The following is a 22,537-nucleotide window of genomic DNA, read 5'->3' as shown; positions in this document are numbered from 1 at the left end:
ACCAACATGAAATGGATTGCTGCCATCATGGCATCTCTGGGCATCATTGCTGCGGGCGTTCTCGCCTACGTGTTTCTGGTACTTGCGCCCAACCTGCCGCCACTCGACGCGGTGACCGATTACCGTCCAAAGATACCGCTGCGTATCTATACTGCCGATAACGCACTGATCGGTGAATTTGGCGAAGAACACCGCGAATTTGTACCCATCAAAGAGATTCCCGAAAAACTGAAAACGGCACTACTCTCTACCGAGGATGCGCGCTTTTACGAACACAGCGGTATCGACTTTATCGGAGCTGGTCGTGCCGTACTGGCCGATCTGCGCGGTGGATTTCATCAGGGTGCTTCGACCATCACGATGCAGGTCGCCAGAAATTTTTTCCTGTCACAGGAAAAAACCGTGAATCGCAAACTCAAAGAATTACTACTCACCACCCGCATCGAAGCCGCGCTCAGCAAAGACCAGATTCTGGAGCTGTACATGAATCAGATTTATCTGGGGCAGCGCACCCATGGCTTCGCTGGCGCAGCGCGGACTTACTTCAATAAATCACTGAATGAACTGAGTCTGGCGGAAGCTGCAATGCTGGTCGGAATACCGAAAAATCCGGTGCGGCACAATCCTGTCAGCAACTTCCAAAAGGCCAAGCAAAGGCAGGAAGTGGTGCTCAAACTCATGCTCAATCGTGGCGTGATTACTGAAGCACAATACGATCAGGCTCTGCATGAAAGAATCACCGTCACCGGAAAACAGATTTACGATACCCATGCCGACTATGTTGCTGAGATGGTGCGCCAGAAAATTGTTGATGAATACAAAGAACAAGCCTACACCAGCGGTATCAAAGTCTATACCACGCTGCTGAAAGCGGATCAGGAAGCGGCTTATGAAGCCGTGCGCAATAATGTCATGGCGTATGACCTGCGCCACGGCTATCGCGGCCCCGAAGCCTTTATCCAACTGCCCGCGGACGAAGATGAACGTGATGATGCGATTGATGAGGTACTGCGCAAACATCCTTCCAGCGACAAATTGCAGGCCGCAGTCGTGACCGAAGTCAGCAGCAAAATCATCAAGGCAGAACTTGCCAACGGCGACACCGCAGTGATTGATGGTGACGGTTTAAAATTTGCGGCAAACGCCTTACAAGCGAAAGCGAAATCCAGTCTGAAAATCGTACCTGGTGCGGTGATCCGCGTGATACAGGATACGAAGAAGCGCTGGAGTATCAGCCAGTTGCCTGAAGTCGAAGGTGCCTACGTTGCGCTGAATGCGGAAACCGGTGCCTATCGTGCACTGGTAGGCGGATTCGATTTCAACCGTAAAAAATTCAACCATGTCACCAGCGCCTGGCGTCAGCCTGGTTCCAGCATCAAACCCTTCATTTATTCTGCGGCCCTGGAAAAAGGCTTTTCTCCGGCAACGCTGATCAATGACGTGCAGCTCTCCGCCACGACAGGTACTTTGCTGCGCTGGGACCCACGCAATGACGATGGTAAATATGATGGTCCCATCAGCATGCGTACCGCGCTGGCACAATCGAAAAACGTGGTCTCTGTGCGCATACTCAAAGCCATCGGTGTCGATACTGCGCATAACTGGTTGCCGCGTTTTGGTTTTAACAAAGAAAAGCATCCGGATGACCTGACCATGGCTCTCGGCACCGGTGCTGTCACACCAGTACAACTGGCAGCCGGATATGCCGTGTTTGCGAACGGTGGTTATCAGATCACACCGTGGCTGATCAGCAAGGTCGTTGACGCCAAAGGCAAGGTGCTGAGCGAAAATAAAGCCCCGGTCATTGCGCAGGAAGATGCCCGTGTGATTGATGGCAGGAATGCCTTTGTGATGCATAGCTTGTTAAGTGAAGTCACCCGCAGTGGTACGGGTGCAACAGCCAGCGCACGTCTGGGGCGCCATGATCTGGCCGGAAAAACAGGGACCACCAGTGATGCGGTTGACGGCTGGTTTGCTGGCTACGCAGGGAATGTGGTCGCGGTTGCCTGGATGGGTTACGACGATCCTAAATCGCTGGGTGGCAGAGAATTTGGTGCGACTCTGGCTTTACCAATCTGGATAGACAGTATGCGGGCAAGTCTCGCCGGTAAAGCAGAAGTTCAGCGAAACGTGCCGGATGGCGTCAGCAATGCCGAAGGAGACTGGATGTACGTGGAATTTCTGAATGGTGGAGGAGTAAAAACACTGGATATGGATGAGGCGATCAGTTCACCACCATAAAAAAACCCGCAGAAAAATCTGCGGGCAAATATCCTGACCTTTGGAGTTAAAGCAGTAGGACGTACGCATCTTAAACAAGGTGAGTGACATCCTGATGACAATACTGGAAACTGTCGTCTGGCATTCACTACTTCCAGCTTATGCTGCTCTGGCAGTGCAGGCAGATGCTCTTAATGCGGAAAATCCTGCATCAAGATCGGTGATTAAATCCTCCACGGCTTCGAGACCGACATGCAGACGTATCATCGGCGCATTCCATTTTTCCGCATTGATCGTCCGGTATCCCGCCGGGCGTGTCGGCAGAATCAGGCTCTCGTATCCACCCCAGCTGTAACCTATGCCGAATAAAGCAGTACGATCGATCAGGGCTGCGACCTGCGCCTCCGTCACGCCGGAATGAAAAACGGCTCCCATCAGTCCGCATGCGTATTCTGCGCGGAAGTCACGCTTCCATAATGTATGTCCGGCTGCACCTGCCAGCGGTGGATACAGCACTTCTGCCACTTCAGGCTGAGCCTGTAACCATTTCGCGACGACCTGCGCACTGTCGCGATGCACTGCCAGACGCGCAGCCATGGTACGCAGACCACGCAATGCCAATGCTGCATCATCACCGCCGACAGACATACCCAGTTGTTTATACGTATTGCGGATACGCAGATGCAGCGCTTCATTTGTCAGAATCGCCCCCATCAATGCGTCAGAGTGACCGACGATATACTTGGTCGCCGCGTGTATAGAGACGTCAATCCCCAGAGCAAAAGAATCCCAGCCTATCGGTGTGGCCCATGTGCTGTCAGCCACTACGACCGCACCAGCCGCATGCGCGACCGCCGCAATCGCCGGTACGTCCTGCACTTCAAATGTCAGCGAGCCGGGTGATTCGACAAAAATTACTTTGGTCTCTGGCTGCATTAACGCCGCAATACCCGCACCAATCAGCGGGTCGTAATACGTCGTGTTAACGCCGATCTGCTTCAGCAAGCCATCACAGAACTGGCGTGTAGGATCATAAGCAGTATCGACCATCAGCAGATGATCGCCCGGTTTCAGTAAAGCCAGCAAGGTCGTTGTAATCGCCGACAAACCCGACGAGGTCAGCATGCAGGCAGCAGCGCCCTCCGCTGCGCACAATGCCTGCTCCAGCGCCAGCGTGGTTTCGGTCGCATGGCGCGCATACGAGCGACGGGTACCATTGGCATCCTGTAAAGCCGCACAATCGGGAAACAACATCGTCGATGCACGAACCACAGGCGGATTGACAGGGCCATGATGCTCTTTTCCTTTGCGCCCGGCGTGAGTCAGGCGCGTTGCCGTTTGCAATTCAGATGCGGGTTGGTGCATGGCGTTCTCCAGAGACAGACAGAATTTTCAGATATCGCGTTCAGGCGACGGTACAGCCGACATCGTAACAATCATCAGCCGGAAATTTTTACTCATTTTTTTAAACATTCATGTTATTTTTAGAAAAATTTCCTAAAAATATATGATTATGGATAAAAAAGATCTTGAAATACTGAGTTTCCTGCAGAAAGACGCCTCGATTGCGCTGGCCGATCTGGCGCAGGCGGTGCATCTTTCCGTCACGCCTTGCTGGCGGCGGGTACAGAAACTGCAGGAAGATGGCGTCATCCGCAGTCAGGTTGTGTTATGCGATCCGGGCAAACTGAATCTCGGTTTAACCGTGATGGTGGCGCTCAAGGCAGCTCAGCATAACGAGAAATGGATGCAGAAGTTTATCGCGGGAGTCAAAGATATCAGTGAAATCGTAGAGATACTGCGCATGAGCGGCGACATCGACTATCTGTTGAAGGTCCATGTGCCGGATATGGCGGGCTTTGATCTGGTCTATAAAAAACTGGTGAAAGTCGCCGACTTACAGGACGTCAGCTCCAGTTTTGTGATGGAAGTGATTAAGAGTACTACCGCATTGCCTCTCGACTATGCGGTAGTGAAACCGCTGAAAGCTAGCTGATCAGCCACGGAAGCGGTAATGTTCCTGAGTAAACAGATCAATACCGCATTGCAGGTTTTCTATCCAGTCGAGGAACGCGTGTATCGCTTCCTTACCGACAAAATAACGGCCATGCTGAGGTACCATCATCTCGATATCCATTTGCCGCACCATATTTGCCCACAGACGGCAGACCTTGTTTGACACCATATAACGCTTATGGAAACCACTCATGGTGTGCAGCTCTGCAAGGAAATCTTCTTTGGTTCTCATCGGATTAACGATATCGCCCGCATCCACCATCGACGCTCCCATATCACCGGAAAACAGGATTTTTGATTTGGAATCGTAAAACTGGAAGTTACCTTCTGCATGGAGAAAATGCGCAGGCACAGCGTGGATAACGGTATCACGCATAGGTACAGGCATGCCTTCATCCGGAATCCCGATAATACGACCGTCAGCACGGTTCAGATTACAGAAATGCGGTACGAAACGTGACCAGAGTTTAGACACAAACAGATTGCACTCTGTACTGAAGAGCCACTTATCCAGTGCGCCGATAATATCGGGATCTTGATGCGAGGCAAACAGATACTTCACCTGCTGCTTAGGCATGTACTTGTGCATTGCCAACACCAGCGAGTTGTAAGTCAGATGGCCGGACGGATCAATCAGCGCACCCTCACCATCGGAAACGACAAGGAACTGATTAGCCTGAACGGCATGATCCCCGGCATCTTTCACCAGATCGTTAAACATCACGCAGATGTGTTTGCCGTCATTGTAAAGTTCAATAGCCAATTTTGCTCCCGGTGGCAAGGTTATTTAAATATGAAAAATTAAATATAACGAATTATTGTAATGCAGAAAAAGGCCTGTATTCTTGACTTGAATCAAAATAAATATTTTCTTAAAGACAAGAATTTGTGCTTAAAAACGCAGAATGAGTTCAGCCGCCTGACAAACCGCTCCTTTTTCACAAGCAAAAAAAGCGTGCTGACATTGCCATCAGCACGCTTTTGAAAAAATGGACGATTAAAACGAACGATTACACCAGGCGTTGCCAGATCGCCGTTGTTGCGGCGGCCTGATTCAATGAATAGAAATGCAGCCCTGGTGCGCCGCCTGCCAGCAAACGTTCGCACATAGATGACACCACGTCGAGTCCAAACGCTTTGATCGACGCAGTGTCGTCGCCAAAACTCGCCAGCTTCAGGCGTACCCAGCGTGGGATCTCTGCACCGCACATTTCAGAGAAACGCAACAACTGACTGCTGTTGGTAATCGGCATAATGCCGGCCACGATAGGTGCGGTCACACCTGCTTTCTGCGCCTCTTCAACAAAACGGAAATATGCGTCCGCATTGTAAAAATATTGCGTGATGGCGGCATTGGCTCCGGCGTTCATCTTACGGACAAAATTTTGTAAATCGTCTTGCGGTGAGCGTGCCTGCGGATGCATTTCCGGATAAGCAGCCACTTCGATATGAAACCAGTTACCGGTTTCGGCACGGATAAATTCAACCAGATCACTGGCGTGACGGAATTCGCCGCCCATGCCATAGCCACTCGGCAAATCACCACGCAACGCCACCAACCGGCGGATATCGTTGGCCTGATATTGCTGCAGAATGTCGCGTATCGATTCACGGCTGCCGCCGACACAAGACAAATGCGGCGCGGCATCATAGCCTTCTTTGCGGATCTCCAGAACGGTATCCAGCGTTCCCTGCTGCGTCGTACCACCGGCACCAAATGTCACGGAAAAATATTTAGGCTGCAACTCAGCCAATTTTGCTCTGGTTGCACGTAATTTCTCAGTGCCTTCCGCCGTCTTTGGCGGGAAAAATTCTATGCTGAAATTATGCGTCTTCATCGTTGTTGGAAGAGTAAAGTCGACAGTGTCCAGGAGATCACGCTGTACAACAAAGCACCGCCGACTGCGGCCCAGAATCCGGCGACATGAAAGCCATCAACCACGTTCGCCACAGCCCAGAACAACAAGCCGTTGATGACAAAAATGAATAAGCCCATGGTCAGCATCGTTACCGGCAAGGTCAGCACCAGCAACACCGGACGCAGAATGGTATTGACCAATCCCAGTACCAGTGCTACCAGCAGGGCTGTGCCGAAACTATCAATGGCAACAGAGTGCATCAGATAAGGAATGGCGAGCAAAGCGAGGGCGTTAATCAGCCAGATAGCAAGCAGACGCATACGGACTCCTGTTTCGACGGATAAGAAAAACTCCCCGCTGACACAGTCAGACGGGGAGTCAGTCGTGATTAATAACGGTAGTGTTCAGGCTTGTAAGGACCTTCTTTTTTCACGCCTATATACGCAGCTTGTTCATCAGTCAGCTCGCTCAGTTGCGCATTGAGTTTTTTCAATTGCAGACGGGCGACTTTTTCATCCAGATGCTTAGGCAAGGTATAAACGCCAACCGGATACTGATCATTGTTCTGGAACAGTTCAATTTGTGCAATCGTCTGATTCGCAAACGAAGAACTCATCACATACGAAGGATGGCCAGTACCGCAACCCAGATTCACCAGACGGCCTTCAGCCAACAAGATAATACGTTTGCCGTCAGGGAAAATCACATGATCGACTTGCGGTTTAATGTTTTCCCAGGTGTATTGCTTGAGTGAGGCGACATCAATTTCATTGTCGAAGTGACCGATGTTGCACACGATTGCCTGATCTTTCATCTTCAGCATGTGTGCGTGATTGATGACGTGGTAGTTGCCAGTGGTCGTCACGAAAATATCACCATGTTCTGCGGCGTATTCCATCGTTACCACGCGGAAGCCTTCCATCGCCGCCTGCAATGCACAGATAGGATCAATCTCTGTCACCCAGACCTGAGCGGATAATGCACGCATCGCTTGTGCGCAGCCTTTGCCGACGTCACCATAACCGACGATCACGGCAACTTTACCGGCGATCATCACGTCAGTCGCACGTTTGATACCGTCCACCAAAGATTCGCGGCAGCCGTATAGATTATCGAACTTGGATTTCGTTACGGAATCATTAACGTTGATCGCAGGGAAAGCGAGTTTGCCTTCTTTGTGCATCTGGTACAGACGATGTACGCCTGTCGTCGTTTCTTCGGTCACGCCTTTGATCGCGGCCAGACGTTTGGAATACCAGTCTGGTTCTGTTTTCAGATGCGATTTGATTGCGTTGAACAGGCAGATTTCTTCTTCTGAACCTGGATTAGCCAGCACAGAAATATCTTTCTCTGCGCGGGTACCGAGATGCAGCAACAAAGTCGCATCGCCACCATCATCCAGAATCATGTTGGAATAACCACCGTCGGTCCATTCAAAAATACGGTGCGTGAATTCCCAGTATTCATCCAGGTTTTCGCCTTTGAATGCAAAGACTGGTGTGCCGCCGGCGGCGATTGCTGCCGCAGCATGATCCTGAGTTGAATAGATATTGCAGGATGCCCAGCGGACCTGCGCACCGAGTGCGATCAGAGTTTCGATCAGAACGGCTGTCTGAATTGTCATGTGCAGCGAACCGGTGATACGCGCGCCTTTTAACGGCTGGCTGGCAGCGAATTCTTCGCGGATCGCCATCAGGCCCGGCATTTCTGTTTCAGCGATTTTAATTTCTTTACGACCCCAGTCTGCGAGACTGATATCGGCAATGAGAAAATCCTGAGTTGTCTTGGATGGTGCGGAAGTTACAGTGGCGTTCATCACGCCCTCCTTTCTGATTGAAAAAAGTAACGTGAGCGCGGTTGTGTGGATTCCAAGCCTGGCAAGATAGCAAGATCTTGTCGCAGCGCTCCTTGGAAGACCTGAAGTATAACGCAGAAGCTTAATTTTTGCCGATGTAAACTTGCCGCGCCAATTCGGACGCTACCATTTTTTTCCTGACAAAATCAGGTGCTCGTCAGCACCTGGCGACGAAACAAGCGAGGACTTCCGGCTGCACGGAGAAAACCATTCCCCACATAGAAATAATCCCGGAAAATTGAAAAAATGGGGAGTATGTTAAAAAATCAGCTTATTGTCACAATAAAATAAAGGGGGATTTTATATACTCCCCCCGGTATATTTTGATACAAAAAACGCTTCTGAAAGAAAAAAGCGCCTCAGTATCCGCGGCCAATGCACAACAAGACGGCGTCAGCGCTGGCAAATACTGAGGTTGCCCGCCCTCTTCGCTGTCAGCCGCGTAACAATTGTTTAAACATAATACTGGTGCTGTCCAGCGTTCCCGCATCGGACATGGCATAAGCGGGAATGATCCCCGCCAACTGAAAACCCAGCGACAAATACAAAGGTTCTGCGGCATCACCGGTTCGGGTATCGAGCACGATCAGACTGCGCTGTTCCGCGCGGCAGACATCTTCAGCCCACTGCATTAAGCTGCGCGCAATACCACGCCGCCGTGCGTCCGGTGTCACCATCAGTTTGGCGATTTCCGCACGATGCTGGCCGTTTTGCGGCATATCCAGCACAAGCTGCACAGTGCCGAGCACCCGGCCGTCGTCATCAAGCGCCAGCGCCATGCGGCGTTCGCCAGACTGTACGGACTGATGAATATTTGCCCAGAAAGCCGCCGCTTTATCGTCGCTGAGCGGCGCAATAAAACCGATGCTGGCACCAGCGGCAACACATTGCCGTAACAGCTGATTCAACTGCGCCGCATACGCCGGCAGCGCAGCGCCCTGCATTTCTAAAACACGCATACTTTATCCCCACAATTTCGGCATAAAAAAAGCTGATCGCAATCAGCGTATCAGCTTTTTCAGAGCCAGAAGAACCAGTCAGTTCTTCTTTTCATATATTTTTTAACGCGGTCATCACGCCATCAATTCAGCACAGCGTTCAGCAGCGAATCAATTTTCCGGCATTAATGTCCGTCGAAATTACACACGGTAAACAGCGGCAAGCCACTGTCTTTAATCAGCTTAGAGCCGCCCAGTTCAGGCAGATCAACGATCACCGCGCCCTCGACCACGATCGCACCGAGACGCTCCAGCAATTTTTTACCTGCCATCATGGTGCCACCCGTCGCGATCAGATCGTCGATCAGCACCACGCGCTCACCTTTTTTGCAGGCGTCGGCATGCAGCTCGACGGTTGCGCTGCCGTATTCCAGTTCATATTCTTCCGACACAGTGTGAAAAGGCAATTTACCTTTCTTGCGAATCGGCACAAAACCCAGATTCAGTTCATACGCCAGCACCGAACCGATGATGAAGCCGCGCGCGTCCAGACCGGCGATCACATCAATCTTCTGATCCATGTAGCGATGCACAAACATGTCGATTAAAACGCGAAATACCTTAGGATTTTGCAACAAAGGGGTAATGTCGCGGAACATCACGCCTTCTTGCGGCCAGTTTGGCACGGTGCGGATATGTTCTTTAATGTACTCGGATGGATTTAGCATCGCCGGATGACCTTCAATTTTTAAAATAACCCGCTATTTTAGCAGTCGCTGCTCGGCTCTTGCGACTGCTTCTGATGTTCCTCGCACGACGATCACATCGCCGGCCTGCAAAATCATGTTTTCGGCAAGCGCCAGACGCTGACGATCACGGCGGATCGCATGCACATCCGCCCCTGTTTCCGCCAGACGTATCGATTGCACGGATTTGCCAACTGCCGTTGCGCGCTCACTCAGGACTATCGTATGCAAACGGACCTGCATCGCTTCCGGGCTGTCAGCCGCATCGCTGGCGCCACGGAAAAATCCCCGCAGCGATTCGTAGCGCTCATCACGTGCCGCCTGCACCCGATGCACAACACGGCGCAACGGTACGCCGAGTATCACCAGCGCATGCGATGCCAGCATCAGGCTGCCTTCCATTAGTTCAGGTACCACCTCGGTGGCACCGGCGGCTCTGAGTTTATCCAAATCAGTGTCATCGCGGCTGCGTACGATCACCGGCAAGGAAGGATTAAGCTCATTCACGAAGTGCAGAATTTTTAATGCCGAGGCAGTGCTGGAATACGTGACGACCAGTGCAGCCGCGCGATTGATACCAGCTGCCGTCAGGCTCTCTCGGCGCGCCGCATCGCCATACGAAACATTGGCGCCCGCCATCTGCGCTTCCTGCACACGGTCAGGATCCATATCCAGCGCGTGATAGCTAATGCCTTCTTCTTCCAATAAACGCGCCAGACTTTGCCCGCTGCGTCCGAAACCCGCGATAATCACGTGCTTTTTCGCGTTCATCGTGCGGGCCGCAATCTGTGTCAACGCTAAAGATTGCAGCATCCATTCGTTGGCAGAAAACTTCATCACGATCACATCCGATTTCGCCAGAATAAACGGCGATACCAGCATCGATAACACCATCGAGGCCAGTATCACCTGCAACAATTGCGCTGGTATCAGATGCAGATCACCGGCCTGATTTAATAAAACAAAACCAAACTCACCCGCCTGCGCCAGCGCCAGACCGGTGCGCAAAGAAATACTGGTCGAGTTGCCAAACAATTTTGCCAGACCGGCAATCAGCAGCAGCTTGACAACCATTGGCACAATAAACAGCAACAACACTAACCACAGATGATCAACCACCAGCCGCCAATTCAGCAGCATGCCGACGGTGATAAAAAACAGCCCCAGCAGCACATCGCGGAAAGGCTTGATATCCTCCTCGACCTGAAGGCGGTACTCGGTTTCAGAAATCAGCATCCCTGCCACAAACGCCCCCAGCGCCATCGACAGTCCAGCCTGTTCGGTCAGCCATGCAGCCCCCAGCGTGATCAGCAACAGGTTGAGCATAAATAACTCTTGCGAACGCTGCTTCGCGACCACCCGGAACCAGGCGCGTATCAGTTTTTGTCCGGCAACCTGTAATACGAGCAGGACCAGGATTGCCTTCGCACTTGCCCACGCCAGGTTTTGCAGCAGATCAGAGGAATGTGATGCCAGCGCCGGAATCAGGATCAGCAGCGGCACCACCGCCAGATCCTGAAACAACAGGATGCTGATAATCTGCCGCCCGTGCAAACTTTCCAGCTCCAGGCGCTCCGTCAGCATTTTGGAAACGATCGCTGTCGATGACATCGCCAGTGCACCGCCTAAGGCAAAAGCGGCCTCCCAACCAATCTGAAAATACTGCGGCAACCAGATGCTGGCCAGTCGGGCGGCGACCAGGCTGACCGCAATCGTCATGACTACCTGCGCCATGCCCAGACCGAATACCGCCTTGCGCATCGTCATCAGCTTGGGCAAAGAGAATTCCAGCCCTATGGAAAACATCAGAAACACCACGCCAAACTCGGCAAGTTCGTGCGTGACCGCGCCATCGTCGGCAAACCCCAGACCAAACGGACCTATCAGCACGCCGACAACGAGATAACCCAGTATTGGCGGCAGTTGCCACAGACGAAAAACAACAACCCCGAGAACCGCGGCAGCTAACAGAGACAGTGTCGTATCGAGCGCATTCATAGAGGATATTATTGCCGATTTATGCTGAAGTTTTCGTCATATTCAATGAACAATGTGCACGGAATATGCATTTCGTTACGTCTGGCAGAGTTTTTGCTTACAGGATTTCGTTTATACTTCGGACATGAATGATCTGAACGCAACCCCATTTAACGAGACGACAGCAAATGATGCGTCCTCGACCGCCGCGCAACGTGCGGTGCAACTGGCATCAGCAACTCTGCAAATTGAAGCAGACGCACTGATTGCCTTACAAAACAGGCTCAACAGCGACGATGCCACAAATTTCTCTGTTGCAGTCAGAATGTTACTTTCATGCAATGGGCGTGTTGTCGTTTCGGGTATAGGCAAATCCGGTCATATCGCCCGCAAGATTTCCGCCACCTTCGCCTCCACCGGCACACCATCGTTTTTTATCCATCCTGCAGAAGCGGCGCATGGTGATCTGGGTATGGTAACCAAGCATGATGTCTTCATTGCCATCTCTTATTCCGGTGAGGCCGCAGAACTCATCGCGATCCTGCCTATCATTAAACGCCTTGGCGTCAAACTGATTTCACTGACAGGCAATCCGCAATCGAGTCTGGCGAAACTAGCCGATGTGCATCTGAATCTGCACGTCGATAAAGAAGCCTGCCCGCTGAATCTTGCGCCGACAGCCAGTACCACGGTCACCCTTGCTTTAGGCGATGCGCTGGCAGTCGCCGTACTCGATGCCCGCGGCTTCCGCGAAGAGGATTTCGCCCGTTCCCACCCGGGTGGCGCACTGGGTCGCCGTCTGCTGACCTATGTCAAAGATGTGATGCGTACCGGTGACGCGATTCCCTGCGTGACACCCGATACGAAACTGACCACGGCACTGCTGGAGATCACCAAAAAAGGAATGGCGATGACCGCAGTGATTGATGCCGAGCGTCATATCGTCGGCGTTTTCACCGATGGTGATTTGCGCCGCCTGATGGAAGACGTCAGAGATTTCACGCAAATCCGCATCGCGGATGTCATGCACAAAAATCCACGCAGCATACGCGCCGAACAACTGGCGGTCGAAGCTGTCGAAGTGATGGAAACCTATCGCATTAATCAGCTGCTGGTCACAGATGAACATGGCAAACTGGCTGGTGCATTACATATTCACGATCTGACCAGAGCCAAGGTGATTTAATGTCTGACGCGATCATAAGAGCAGCAAAAATCAGACTGATGATCTTTGATGTGGACGGTATTCTGACCGATGGCAGCCTGCATTTCGGTGCGGATGGCGAAACGCTGAAAACATTCAATGTGCTGGATGGACAGGGCATACGGTTGCTGCAAAACGCTGGCATTGCCACGGCCATTATCAGTGCCCGGCAATCGCCGATCGTCGCGCGGCGCGCCGCTGATCTGGGCATCACCTATGTGCGTCAGGGCATCCATGACAAAAAAACGGCATTTTTGCATCTGCTGCAAGAGTTGAATATACCGGCAGACGAATGTGGCTTCATCGGCGATGATGTGATCGACCTGCCGGTTCTGACCCGTGTCGGCTTCGCCGCCAGCGTACCTAACGGTCATGCAGAAGTGCGCCAACGCGTCCATCACGTGACGACGGCCAGCGGCGGCAAAGGTGCAGCCAGGGAAGTCTGCGATTTCATATTGCGAGCGCAAAACAAGTACGACAGCGTTCTGGCAGAATACCTCGCATGAAGGCACAAATCACTATCGACCGCGCACGCACCTGGATGGCTATCGCTGCTGTCGGTCTCCTTGCACTTAGCAGTTTCTGGCTGTACGACACAGTACGTCGTCAGGGCGCCGATGATTACAACCGGACCTCAGCGCGTCAGGAACCGGATTATTACGTCGAGAATTTTAATTTCATCAAACTCTCGAATAACGGCAAGGCAAATTATCACGTGACCGGACAAAGCCTGGTGCATTTACCGCGCACGGATCAGTACGATATCAAAGAGCCGCGCATCAGCAGCTTCGATACGCAGCGCACACCGATCACGATTAATGCAGCGCGTGCGGTTGTGGAACAGAAATCTGAGGTGCTGTCCCCAAAACGTACCGAAGATGTGGTGCATCTTTATGATCAGGTAAGAGTAGAGAGGCCACAAGGAATCAACTCCAGTTTTATGCGGGTAGAAACAGAATATCTGCAGTTACTGCCGGACTCCGACATCGTCAGGACGGACCAACGCATCAGACTGATCACGGATAACGGCGAAACCGATGCGACCGGTATGATCGCGAACAATGCGAATCAGGAATTGCGTCTGCTCAGTAAAGTGCATGCACGCCTGTTCAAACATAAATGAAAAAACATTCATCAACAACACAGACAAGACAGAGAGTAAACATGCGCCCCGAAAAAAAAACAGTGCATCTTGCGTTGAGCTCATGGATGTTAGCCCTGATGGCTTTACTGTCCGTATCCAGCGTTCACGCTGAAAAAGCAGACAGTCTCAAAGAAATGACGATAGAAGCAGACCAGTTTTTAAATAATGGCAAGACCAATGTCAGTACGTTTTCAGGTGATGTCGTGGTCGTCCGCGGCACACTGAAAGTCAGAGCAGAAAAAGCTGTTGTTACAAAAAGTGCCGATGAATTCCAGCATGTTGTACTGACCGCCAAACCTGGCGCAAAAATCACGTTTCGTCAGAAGCGCGACGGCGGGCCAGATCTTTGGGTGGAAGGCGAATCCGAAAAAGCGGAATACGATGAAAAAACAGAATTCGTAAAATTCCTGTTCAGGGCACAAATACGCTATCTCGACGGAAACAAAGTCACACAGCAACAAGAAGGAGAATTCCTTTCCTACGATAGTAAAAATGATGTCTTTGTCGGCGTCAATTCCAGCTCAGGTCAGGCAGTGTCAGGAGGCGGTCGCATCAAAACCACGATACAACCAAGAACTGAGAAACAGGCAAATTAAGATGGCATCAAAAGACAGCACGCTGACCGTCAAAGGTCTGCAAAAACGCTACGGTGCGCGACAAGTTGTGCGCGATGTATCGCTGCTGGTAAAAAGCGGCGAAGTCGTCGGGCTGCTGGGACCAAACGGCGCAGGTAAAACCACCTCTTTTTACATGATCGTCGGGCTGGTACCTTCCGACGCCGGCGAAATCAATATCGACGATACGAATGTTTCGGATTTACCGATACATCAGCGTGCTGTCCTCGGTCTGTCGTATCTGCCTCAGGAAGCATCAGTGTTTCGTAAACTGACGGTCGAAGAAAATATCCGCGCTGTACTAGAACTGCAAAAAGACAAAGACGGAAAATTTTTATCCGAGAAAAAAATCCGGCAACGTCTGGACAGCTTGCTGACCGATCTGCAGATAGAAAAAATCCGTGACAGTCAGGCGCTGGCTTTATCGGGCGGTGAACGACGTCGCGTCGAAATTGCGCGTGCACTCGCGACGAACCCGCGTTTTGTTCTGCTCGATGAACCTTTTGCCGGAGTCGATCCGATTGCAGTGATTGAGATTCAACGCATCGTCCGCTTCCTGAAAGAACGCGGTATCGGTGTGCTGATCACCGATCATAATGTCCGCGAAACGCTGGGTATCTGTGACCATGCCTACATCATCAATCAAGGCTCGGTATTAGCCAGCGGCAAACCCGACGACATCATTCAGAATGAGTCTGTGCGACGCGTCTATCTGGGAGAACATTTCCGGATGTAACGGGACGCATTATGAAACAAAGCCTGCAACTACGTACTTCTCAGCATCTTGCGCTGACGCCTCAACTGCAGCAATCGATACGGCTGTTGCAACTGTCAACGCTGGAACTGCATCAGGAACTGGAAACGCTGCTGATAGAAAATCCTATGCTGGAGCGTGTCGATGATCCTATGGATAATGCGGTCCGCCTGCTGGCGGATGGCGCCATCAACAATACAAGTACGACGCCGGATGCAGGCATGGAAAGCATCACTCCTTCTGAAAGCGCCGCGCCACAAGAAGCTGCTGTCGAAGCTGATGTGCCGGTCAACGACAGCATCAGTGCCAACGAAGAAGAGTGGAGTTTTAACGATGCGCCTTCCGGTGCAGCTAACGCCGATGAAGATGAAGGCAGGCCTCAGCTCGAATCTGCCCACATCAGCCTGCGTGACTATCTGCTGGAACAAATGCGCCTCACGCTCAGGGAAGCACGCGACCGCGCATTGCTGGAACTGATCATCGACACACTCGATGATAACGGCTACCTGACAGAAAGTCTGGAAGAAATTCACGCTGGTCTGCCACTCGAATTATTAATAGACGAAGAGGAATTATCGTTCGCGCTGAAGATGCTGCAGAGTTTTGATCCGCCGGGTGTCGGTGCGCGAAACTTATCAGAGTGTCTCGCGATACAGATCAGGCGCATGCCGAAAATTCCTTTTGTTACCCGCCGTCTTGCACTGGCACTGGTGGAAACACAGCTGACTTTGTTTGCACAAAGAGACTTCACAAAATTAAAAAAAATATTCGACTGCGATGATGAAGATTTGCGCGAAGCGCAGGCAGTCATACGGCAATGCGAACCACGGCCAGGTATCACATTTGCCACCAGCAGCTCAGACTATGCAGTACCGGATGTGATCGTCAGAAAAAATGGTAATGGCTGGCAAGTGTTACTGAATCAGGATGTGATGCCGAAACTGCGCGTGAGCAGTATGTACGCCAACATCATGCGGCAGAACCGCGGCGAAACAGGACTTGGAACCCAGTTACAGGAAGCACGCTGGCTGATCAAAAATATGCGTCAGCGCTTCGAAACAATCTTACGGGTGTCACAAGCGATAGTTGAAAGACAACGTAATTTTTTTGCGCATGGTGCTGTTGCGATGCGCCCTCTTGTTTTGCGCGAAATAGCTGATACACTGGGTCTGCACGAGAGCACTATTTCTCGTGTGACGACTCAGAAATACATGCTGACCCCGCATGGGATGTTTGAGTTGAAATATTTTTTCGGCAGCCATGTTGCGACGGAAACAGGGGGTGAAGCCTCTTCCACCGCGATACGTGCACTCATCAAGCAGTTGATAGGAGCAGAAGACCAGAAAAGCCCACTCTCTGATAGCAAAATCGCAGACATGCTGGGTGAACAGGGCATGGTAATTGCCCGACGGACCGTAGCCAAATACCGTGAAGCCCTGAAAATACCGCCAGTCAGTTTGCGAAAATCTTTGTAAGCAGTCCTTGTAATCACGGTTTGAATTGCTATATATGATTTAGCTCAACGCCGTAAAATCAAAATGAGCTTATTGTTATTAGCAAGCAATATCACTAAAGGAGCACAGTATGAATCTCACCATCAGTGGACATCACGTTGAAGTCACTCCTGCCATTCGTGAATATGTACATACCAAGCTGGAACGTATCCGGCGTCACTTTGATCAGGTCATTGATCTGACCGTCACGCTGACCGTCGACAAGCTGAGCGAAAAAGAGAAACGACATAAAGCCGACATTGACCTGCATATCAGTGGTAAAAATATTCACGTTGAAAGTCTGGCGCATGATTTATACGCTGCGATTGATACACTGATTGATAAACTGGATCGTCAGGTGATCAAGCATAAAGATAAAGTTCAGGGTCACGATCGCGATGCGATCAAACATATCCCTGATCCGGCATCGGCATAATCGCCCGCCTCCCGTTATTTACGGAACACGAAAACAAGGACGCCAACAGCGTCCTTTTTTGTTATCTGTTTTTTGTTATTTTTGTCGTACTGACGAAGTGCAAACAGGAATAAAATGATTGCCCTGTCACGACTATGTTAATGGTATCTACATGAGCGAATACGTAATCACTTCCGTTAAAAATCAGATCGGCTACATCACTCTCGACCGTCCGAAAGCATTGAACTCTCTGTCACTGGAGATGGTGCGCGCACTCACCGCCACATTATTGGCGTGGCGCGACGATACAACTATCCGTGCCGTATTCATACACAGCAGCAGTGAAAAAGCATTTTGTGCCGGTGGCGACATCCGCTTTTTCTATGACGTCGGCACCGCTACGCCAACTGGTGACAGCGCCCTGCTCGAAGATTTTTTTACCGAAGAATATGCGTTAAATCATTTGATACATTTTTACCCTAAGCCCTACATCGCGTTGATGAATGGTGTGGTGATGGGTGGCGGTATGGGCATTGCGCAGGCAGGTGAAAATTGCCGTCTGCGTATCGTGACCGAACGTACCAAAATGGCGATGCCGGAAGTGAACATCGGTTTATTTCCCGATGTCGGCGGTAGTTATTTCCTGTCGCGAACACCGGGTGAAATCGGTACTTATCTCGGTCTGACTGGCGATATCATTGCCGCTGCCGATGCCTTATATGCAGGCCTCGCTGACGTCTATATCCCAACATCTGAACTGCCAGCATTACTGACGATGCTGGAGCATACCGAAGCGGCAGATATACGCCTGGCGATACGTGAATTTGCTGCGCCATTTGCAGCGCAGGCCGATCCGGCCAGCAGTAAACTTGCCAGCCAGCGCGCCTTGATCGATCAGTTTTTCAGCGGCAACAATGTGCTGGCCATCGCAGAAAAATTAAGCAACAACAGCGATGCATTTGCTCAGCAAACACTGGTCACGATGGAGAAACGTTCGCCTTTACTGATGTGCGTCACGCTCGAACAACTGCGGCGCGGCGCACGTCAGAATGTGGCGGACTGTCTGCGCATGGAACGCGCCATGGTACGCCATTGCTTCAAACATGGCGAAGTGCTGGAAGGTGTGCGGGCCCTGGTCGTTGATAAAGACAATATGCCGCAATGGTTGCCTGCGCATCTGCGCGATGTGAGTCATGAACAGATCGCGCAATTCTTCACCGAAGTATGGCCGGCGTACGCACATCCGCTGCGGCATTTGCAGGGTTAATAGCGGACAGGTTTTAAAGCAATTTCACTTACAGGTTTACTGACAGATTTGCCAGTACGTTTTTGCTGGCATCAGCACAGCAGCGCCCATCACGCAATAAAGTGATGGGCGCTTTTTCATGGAACGCTGCTTAAAAAATGTGGCTGTATTTCTATCGCATCCGTGTTTCAGCAACAGATCACGACAAATCAAGCAACGAAGTATCAGGAAATTCCATTCTGAGCATCAAATATACTCCCCCCAGTATATGTAAACCACCCTTATTTTCTGCTGACAATAGACCTATTTTATAAAAAAGAGGGGGAGTATATGCACTCCCCCTCTTTCGTTTTGACTTCTGACTTACTTCATTTAATGATGTGAGCCACCACCCAGATACGCTGCTTTCACTGCCGGATCGTTCTGCAATTTATCGGCCGGACCATGCACAGAGATGCGCCCGTTTTCGAGGACGTAGCCATAATCCGCAACAGCGAGTGCGGCTGCCGCAAACTGCTCGACCAGCAACATGGTGCGCCCTTCCTGCTTGAGTCGCTGGATGATGCGGAACACTTCATCGACCAGGATAGGCGCCAGTCCCATCGATGGCTCATCCAGCAATATCACTTCCGGATTCAGCATAACGGCGCGTGCCATCGCCAGCATTTGCTGTTCACCGCCGGATAAAGTACCGGCCAGTTGATGGCGGCGCTCACGCAGGCGTGGAAATAATTCCATCGCTTTTTGCAGATCGCTTTCGATATCACCACGCGGGCGCGAACGGGTAAAACGCGGAAACGCGCCTAGCAACAGATTATCCGTGACTGACATCGTGGCAAACACACGCCGACCTTCCGGTGAATGGGCAAGGCCAGCGCGCGCGATCTTATGCGAGTCCAGGCCAGTCACATCTTTACCATGCAAGGTGACTGTCCCCTGTTTCGGTTTCAGCATGCCGGAAATCGCGCGCATGGTTGTGGTTTTACCGGCGCCATTCGAGCCTATCAGCGTCACCACTTTGCCCTTAGGCACGTCCAGCGAAATACCATGCAAGACTTCCACCTTGCCATAAGCCGCGTGTAAATTTGAAATACTTAACATACTGATCTCCTCAGGCGGTGGCGTTCGATGGGACAGATGATCCGAGGTCATCACTGACGCTGCCACCGAGATACGCTTCAATTACTTTCGGGTCTGCCTGCACTTCGGCTGGCTTGCCTTCAGAAATTTTCTGACCAAAATCGAGTACGGTCACGGTATCGCAAATCGACATCACCACGTCCATGTGATGTTCAATCAGAATGATGGTGATATCGTGCTCGCGGATTTTACGAATGATCGCGATTAGGTCTTTAATGTCCGGTGCGGTGAGGCCAGCCGCAGGCTCATCAAGCAACAGCAACTGCGGATTCAGCCCCAGTGCACGACCAATTTCCAGCAGGCGCTGTTTGCCGTAAGGCAGATTCCGCGCTTCTTCGTTTGCCAGATCAGCCAGGCCGACAAAGTTAAGAATACTTGCAGCCCGTGCACGCGCTGCGCGCTCTTCACGCAGGTAACGCGGGCTATGTATCATCACATCAAACACATTGCTGCGGAAGGTATTGTGCAAGCCGACCAGCACGTTTTCTGTCGCCGTCATTTCACCGAACAGTTGCACGTTCTGGAAAGTCCGTGCCACGCCACCCAGCGCGATTTCTGAAGGTGTGGTGCCGGAAATCACTTTGCCACTAAACTCGACGACGCCATCGGTCGGTTTATAGATACCGGTGAGCACGTTCATCATGGTGCTCTTCCCGGAACCGTTCGGACCGATCAGACCATGTACTGTGCCTTTCGCGATTTGCAGATCGACCTGATTCAAGGCTTTCAAGCCGCCGAATTGCATCAGCAACTGACGCGCACTCAGCAACACACCGACACGTTCACCGTTCGCTTTGACGATCGCCAGATCTTCACCGCCACTCAGCTCACCGGCTTTTGCCATTAAATGGCGTGGGCCTTTACCGAGCAAAGAATTGACGAAACCGACGATACCATCTTGCAGGTAATACACGACGAACAGGGTCATCAGACCGAACACCGTCAGACGCCAGTCAGTGATATTTTCCAGCTTGTAAGAGAAGATCGCCATACCGACCACTGCTGCCACTGGCACCAGCAATTCTTTCGCCGTTTTACGTCCCTTCGCAATCGTGAAGGCAGCGCCAGCAAGTCCAATCACTGCAGCGGCAGTGGCGATCTTGCGGAACAGTTCAATATCCGCCAGCAGCGAAGGCAGCATCACGACAATGAAAGCACCTAGCAAAGAGCCGATACGTGATTTACGGCCACCCATGATCACTGCGAGCAAGAACATGATCGTCAGTTCAAAGTTGTAGGTATTCGGCGAAATGTATTCTTCGGAATACGCATACAGACTACCCGCCAGCCCTGCCAGTGCGGCACTGATCACGAACGCATACACTTTGTAACGGTACACCGACACGCCCATACAGTCAGACGCAATCGGGCTGTCACGCAAAGCCTGAAACGCACGGCCGAGATGCGAACGCAAAATACGATGCACTACGATCAGCGCTAATACCATCATGGCGGCGACCAGATAAAAATAGCCGACCTCTCCGAGCTTCTGACCGAACAGAATTGGCTTCGCAACTTTGAGACCCATCGGGCCTTCGGTCAGGAATGTCATTTCGTTGATCAGAATCTGAATGATAGTACCAAATGCCAGTGTCACCATCGCCAGATAAGGACCGGTGACGCGCAATGCAGGCAGGGCCAGCAGGGCACCAAAAATGGCAGTCACACCGATACTGGCAGGCAAAGCGACCAGAATAGGCAGACCGAGTTTGAAGTACAGCACACCTGTCGTGTACGAACCTATACCGAACAGACCAGCATGTCCTAAGGACACCTGACCAGTGTAACCGACGACGATGTCCAGACCGAACAACAGAATCGCGTAAATTAATATCGTTTCAGCCAGGTGTATGTAATACGGATTATGTACAACGGTCGGAAACAGTATCAGGGCAATAATGCCGAGTATGGAAAAAGCTAAGGTTTTCTTGTTCATGTTTATTCCTTATACCTTTTTGATCGCTGCTTTGCCGAACAGACCAGCGGGCTTGAGTGCCAGTACCAGCAACAACAAGACCAGACCAGGTACTTCTTTGTAGCCAGTCGAGATATAAAAGCCCGTGAGCGTTTCGGCCACACCTAAAATCAATCCCCCGACAATCGCGCCGACACCGGAAGTCAGACCACCGATAATCGCTACCGCAAACGCCTTCAGACCCAGTGCGGAACCCATCGTCGCGCCAGTCAGCGTCAGCGGTGCGACCAGCACGCCCGCAAATGCTGCTGTGGCAGAAGACAAGGCATATGAGAAGGTGATAACAAGGCTGGTGTTAATCCCCATCAGACCAGCTGCATCGCGGTCATTGGACGTCGCCACCACGGCTTTTCCGTAAATCGATTTGCGGTTGAATAATTCCACCGCCAGCATAATTGCCAGCGCGCCAATGACGACGACGATTTGCATCGCCTGCACGTTCGCGCCAAAAATTTGAAACGGCGCGGCAGACAATGGCGATGGGAAAGTCAGGTCGTCTTTACCCCAGATATTTTCTGCGACGTTTTTAAAAATAATCGCGAGCGCTATCGTCGACATGATCCAGCCGAACTCGGATTTAATTTTGATCGCCGGACGGACACCTATCCATTCAACGAACATCCCTTGCAGGGCACCGAAGACGATGACGATAGGTATCATCAGCCAGTAATTCATGTAAGGGCCACCATGAATATTGCCGACCACGCTCAGGCCGACCAGCGCACCCAGCATCAATGATTCACCCTGACCGAAATTCAGCGTACCGGAAGTGGCGAAGGTCAGCTGATATCCAAATGCGATGACCGCGTAGATCATGCCAAGTGCGATACCACTGAACACTAACTGTAATAAAATTTCCATTTTCATTTACCTAATGGAGAGCACAACCCAAGACGTGCATAACGACGCACAGACATAGCAAGGCTAGTCGATGCAAGCGA

General features: G+C 51.4%; 21 protein-coding genes and 1 riboswitch. Of the genes, 10 read left to right on the top strand and 11 right to left on the bottom strand.

Translation table 11 applies throughout. The annotated features are described in order from the left end of the window. Positions 1-6 precede the first annotated feature (6 nt). Positions 7-2,241 (top strand): penicillin-binding protein 1A, encoded by a 2,235-nt coding sequence (locus ACOTSW_RS01920; protein ID WP_423680704.1) that lies wholly within the window; start codon positions 7-9, stop codon positions 2,239-2,241. A 138-nt stretch (positions 2,242-2,379) separates the two neighbouring features. Here ACOTSW_RS01920 and metC read toward each other — a convergent pair whose 3' ends face one another. Next, positions 2,380-3,585 carry a cystathionine beta-lyase gene (gene metC / locus ACOTSW_RS01915; protein ID WP_423680703.1) on the bottom strand — a complete coding sequence of 402 codons (1,206 nt, stop codon included), beginning with the start codon at positions 3,583-3,585 and terminating at the stop codon, positions 2,380-2,382. A 148-nt stretch (positions 3,586-3,733) separates the two neighbouring features. Between metC and ACOTSW_RS01910 the strand changes: the two genes are divergently transcribed. Continuing rightward, on the top strand, positions 3,734-4,216 hold the full coding sequence (locus ACOTSW_RS01910; protein WP_423680702.1) for an Lrp/AsnC family transcriptional regulator: 483 nt from the start codon (positions 3,734-3,736) through the stop codon (positions 4,214-4,216). On the opposite strand, the gene ACOTSW_RS01905 is transcribed toward ACOTSW_RS01910, so the two are convergent. The 7 genes from ACOTSW_RS01905 to ACOTSW_RS01875 form a co-directional block, all read right to left on the bottom strand. After that, entirely contained in the window at positions 4,217-4,999 is a 783-nt protein-coding gene (locus tag ACOTSW_RS01905) for an MBL fold metallo-hydrolase (RefSeq protein WP_423680701.1), read from the bottom strand. Positions 5,000-5,246: 247 nt separating this feature from the next. After that, positions 5,247-6,074, bottom strand: coding sequence for a methylenetetrahydrofolate reductase [NAD(P)H] (gene metF, locus ACOTSW_RS01900; protein WP_423680700.1), 828 nt, complete (start codon positions 6,072-6,074; stop codon positions 5,247-5,249). Beyond that, on the bottom strand, positions 6,071-6,415 hold the full coding sequence (locus ACOTSW_RS01895) for a phage holin family protein (protein ID WP_190477187.1): 345 nt from the start codon (positions 6,413-6,415) through the stop codon (positions 6,071-6,073). Before ACOTSW_RS01895 ends, metF begins: the two co-directional genes overlap by 4 nt. A gap of 68 nt (positions 6,416-6,483) precedes the next feature. Next, positions 6,484-7,911, bottom strand: a complete 1,428-nt coding sequence (ahcY, locus tag ACOTSW_RS01890) for an adenosylhomocysteinase (protein ID WP_423680698.1) — start codon at positions 7,909-7,911, stop codon at positions 6,484-6,486. Between the two features lie 26 nt (positions 7,912-7,937). Next, a riboswitch (S-adenosyl-L-homocysteine riboswitch) is annotated at positions 7,938-8,011 on the bottom strand. Positions 8,012-8,384: 373 nt separating this feature from the next. Next, a complete protein-coding gene (locus ACOTSW_RS01885; protein WP_423680697.1) occupies positions 8,385-8,909 on the bottom strand; it encodes a GNAT family N-acetyltransferase in 525 nt (174 codons plus the stop codon). A 164-nt stretch (positions 8,910-9,073) separates the two neighbouring features. Then, entirely contained in the window at positions 9,074-9,616 is a 543-nt protein-coding gene (locus tag ACOTSW_RS01880; protein ID WP_423680696.1) for an adenine phosphoribosyltransferase, read from the bottom strand. A gap of 33 nt (positions 9,617-9,649) precedes the next feature. Continuing rightward, entirely contained in the window at positions 9,650-11,632 is a 1,983-nt protein-coding gene (locus tag ACOTSW_RS01875) for a monovalent cation:proton antiporter-2 (CPA2) family protein (RefSeq protein WP_423680695.1), read from the bottom strand. A gap of 124 nt (positions 11,633-11,756) precedes the next feature. On the opposite strand from ACOTSW_RS01875, the gene ACOTSW_RS01870 reads away from it, so the two are divergent. From ACOTSW_RS01870 to ACOTSW_RS01835, 8 genes are all read left to right on the top strand, one after another. Continuing rightward, on the top strand, positions 11,757-12,797 hold the full coding sequence (locus tag ACOTSW_RS01870; protein ID WP_423680694.1) for a KpsF/GutQ family sugar-phosphate isomerase: 1,041 nt from the start codon (positions 11,757-11,759) through the stop codon (positions 12,795-12,797). Beyond that, positions 12,797-13,321 (top strand): KdsC family phosphatase, encoded by a 525-nt coding sequence (locus tag ACOTSW_RS01865; protein WP_423680693.1) that lies wholly within the window; start codon positions 12,797-12,799, stop codon positions 13,319-13,321. Before ACOTSW_RS01870 ends, ACOTSW_RS01865 begins: the two co-directional genes overlap by 1 nt. After that, positions 13,318-13,938: an LPS export ABC transporter periplasmic protein LptC gene (lptC, locus tag ACOTSW_RS01860; protein WP_423680692.1), complete on the top strand. Its 621-nt coding sequence runs from the start codon at positions 13,318-13,320 to the stop codon at positions 13,936-13,938. Before ACOTSW_RS01865 ends, lptC begins: the two co-directional genes overlap by 4 nt. A gap of 41 nt (positions 13,939-13,979) precedes the next feature. Further along, positions 13,980-14,555 (top strand): lipopolysaccharide transport periplasmic protein LptA, encoded by a 576-nt coding sequence (lptA, locus tag ACOTSW_RS01855; protein WP_423680691.1) that lies wholly within the window; start codon positions 13,980-13,982, stop codon positions 14,553-14,555. A gap of 1 nt (position 14,556) precedes the next feature. Next, positions 14,557-15,309, top strand: coding sequence for an LPS export ABC transporter ATP-binding protein (gene lptB, locus ACOTSW_RS01850; protein ID WP_423680690.1), 753 nt, complete (start codon positions 14,557-14,559; stop codon positions 15,307-15,309). Positions 15,310-15,320: 11 nt separating this feature from the next. Then, entirely contained in the window at positions 15,321-16,802 is a 1,482-nt protein-coding gene (locus ACOTSW_RS01845) for an RNA polymerase factor sigma-54 (RefSeq protein ID WP_423680689.1), read from the top strand. A 109-nt stretch (positions 16,803-16,911) separates the two neighbouring features. Continuing rightward, a complete protein-coding gene (gene hpf / locus ACOTSW_RS01840; RefSeq protein ID WP_423680688.1) occupies positions 16,912-17,256 on the top strand; it encodes a ribosome hibernation-promoting factor, HPF/YfiA family in 345 nt (114 codons plus the stop codon). Between the two features lie 151 nt (positions 17,257-17,407). After that, complete coding sequence (locus ACOTSW_RS01835; protein ID WP_423680687.1) at positions 17,408-18,502, top strand: enoyl-CoA hydratase/isomerase family protein; 1,095 nt, start codon at positions 17,408-17,410, stop codon at positions 18,500-18,502. 351 nt (positions 18,503-18,853) lie between these two features. On the opposite strand, the gene ACOTSW_RS01830 is transcribed toward ACOTSW_RS01835, so the two are convergent. The 3 genes from ACOTSW_RS01830 to ACOTSW_RS01820 are packed head-to-tail and all read right to left on the bottom strand — an operon-like array spanning position 18,854 to position 22,457. Next, positions 18,854-19,582: an ABC transporter ATP-binding protein gene (locus ACOTSW_RS01830; RefSeq protein ID WP_186884675.1), complete on the bottom strand. Its 729-nt coding sequence runs from the start codon at positions 19,580-19,582 to the stop codon at positions 18,854-18,856. A 10-nt stretch (positions 19,583-19,592) separates the two neighbouring features. Further along, positions 19,593-21,557: an ABC transporter permease subunit gene (locus ACOTSW_RS01825; protein WP_423680686.1), complete on the bottom strand. Its 1,965-nt coding sequence runs from the start codon at positions 21,555-21,557 to the stop codon at positions 19,593-19,595. A 9-nt stretch (positions 21,558-21,566) separates the two neighbouring features. Continuing rightward, complete coding sequence (locus tag ACOTSW_RS01820) at positions 21,567-22,457, bottom strand: branched-chain amino acid ABC transporter permease (RefSeq protein ID WP_423680685.1); 891 nt, start codon at positions 22,455-22,457, stop codon at positions 21,567-21,569. Positions 22,458-22,537: the final 80 nt, after the last annotated feature.

The organism is Undibacterium sp. WLHG33 (assembly GCF_049544815.1).
Lineage (GTDB): Bacteria > Pseudomonadota > Gammaproteobacteria > Burkholderiales > Burkholderiaceae_D > Undibacterium.
This window is presented reverse-complemented; position numbering and strand designations above follow the sequence as displayed.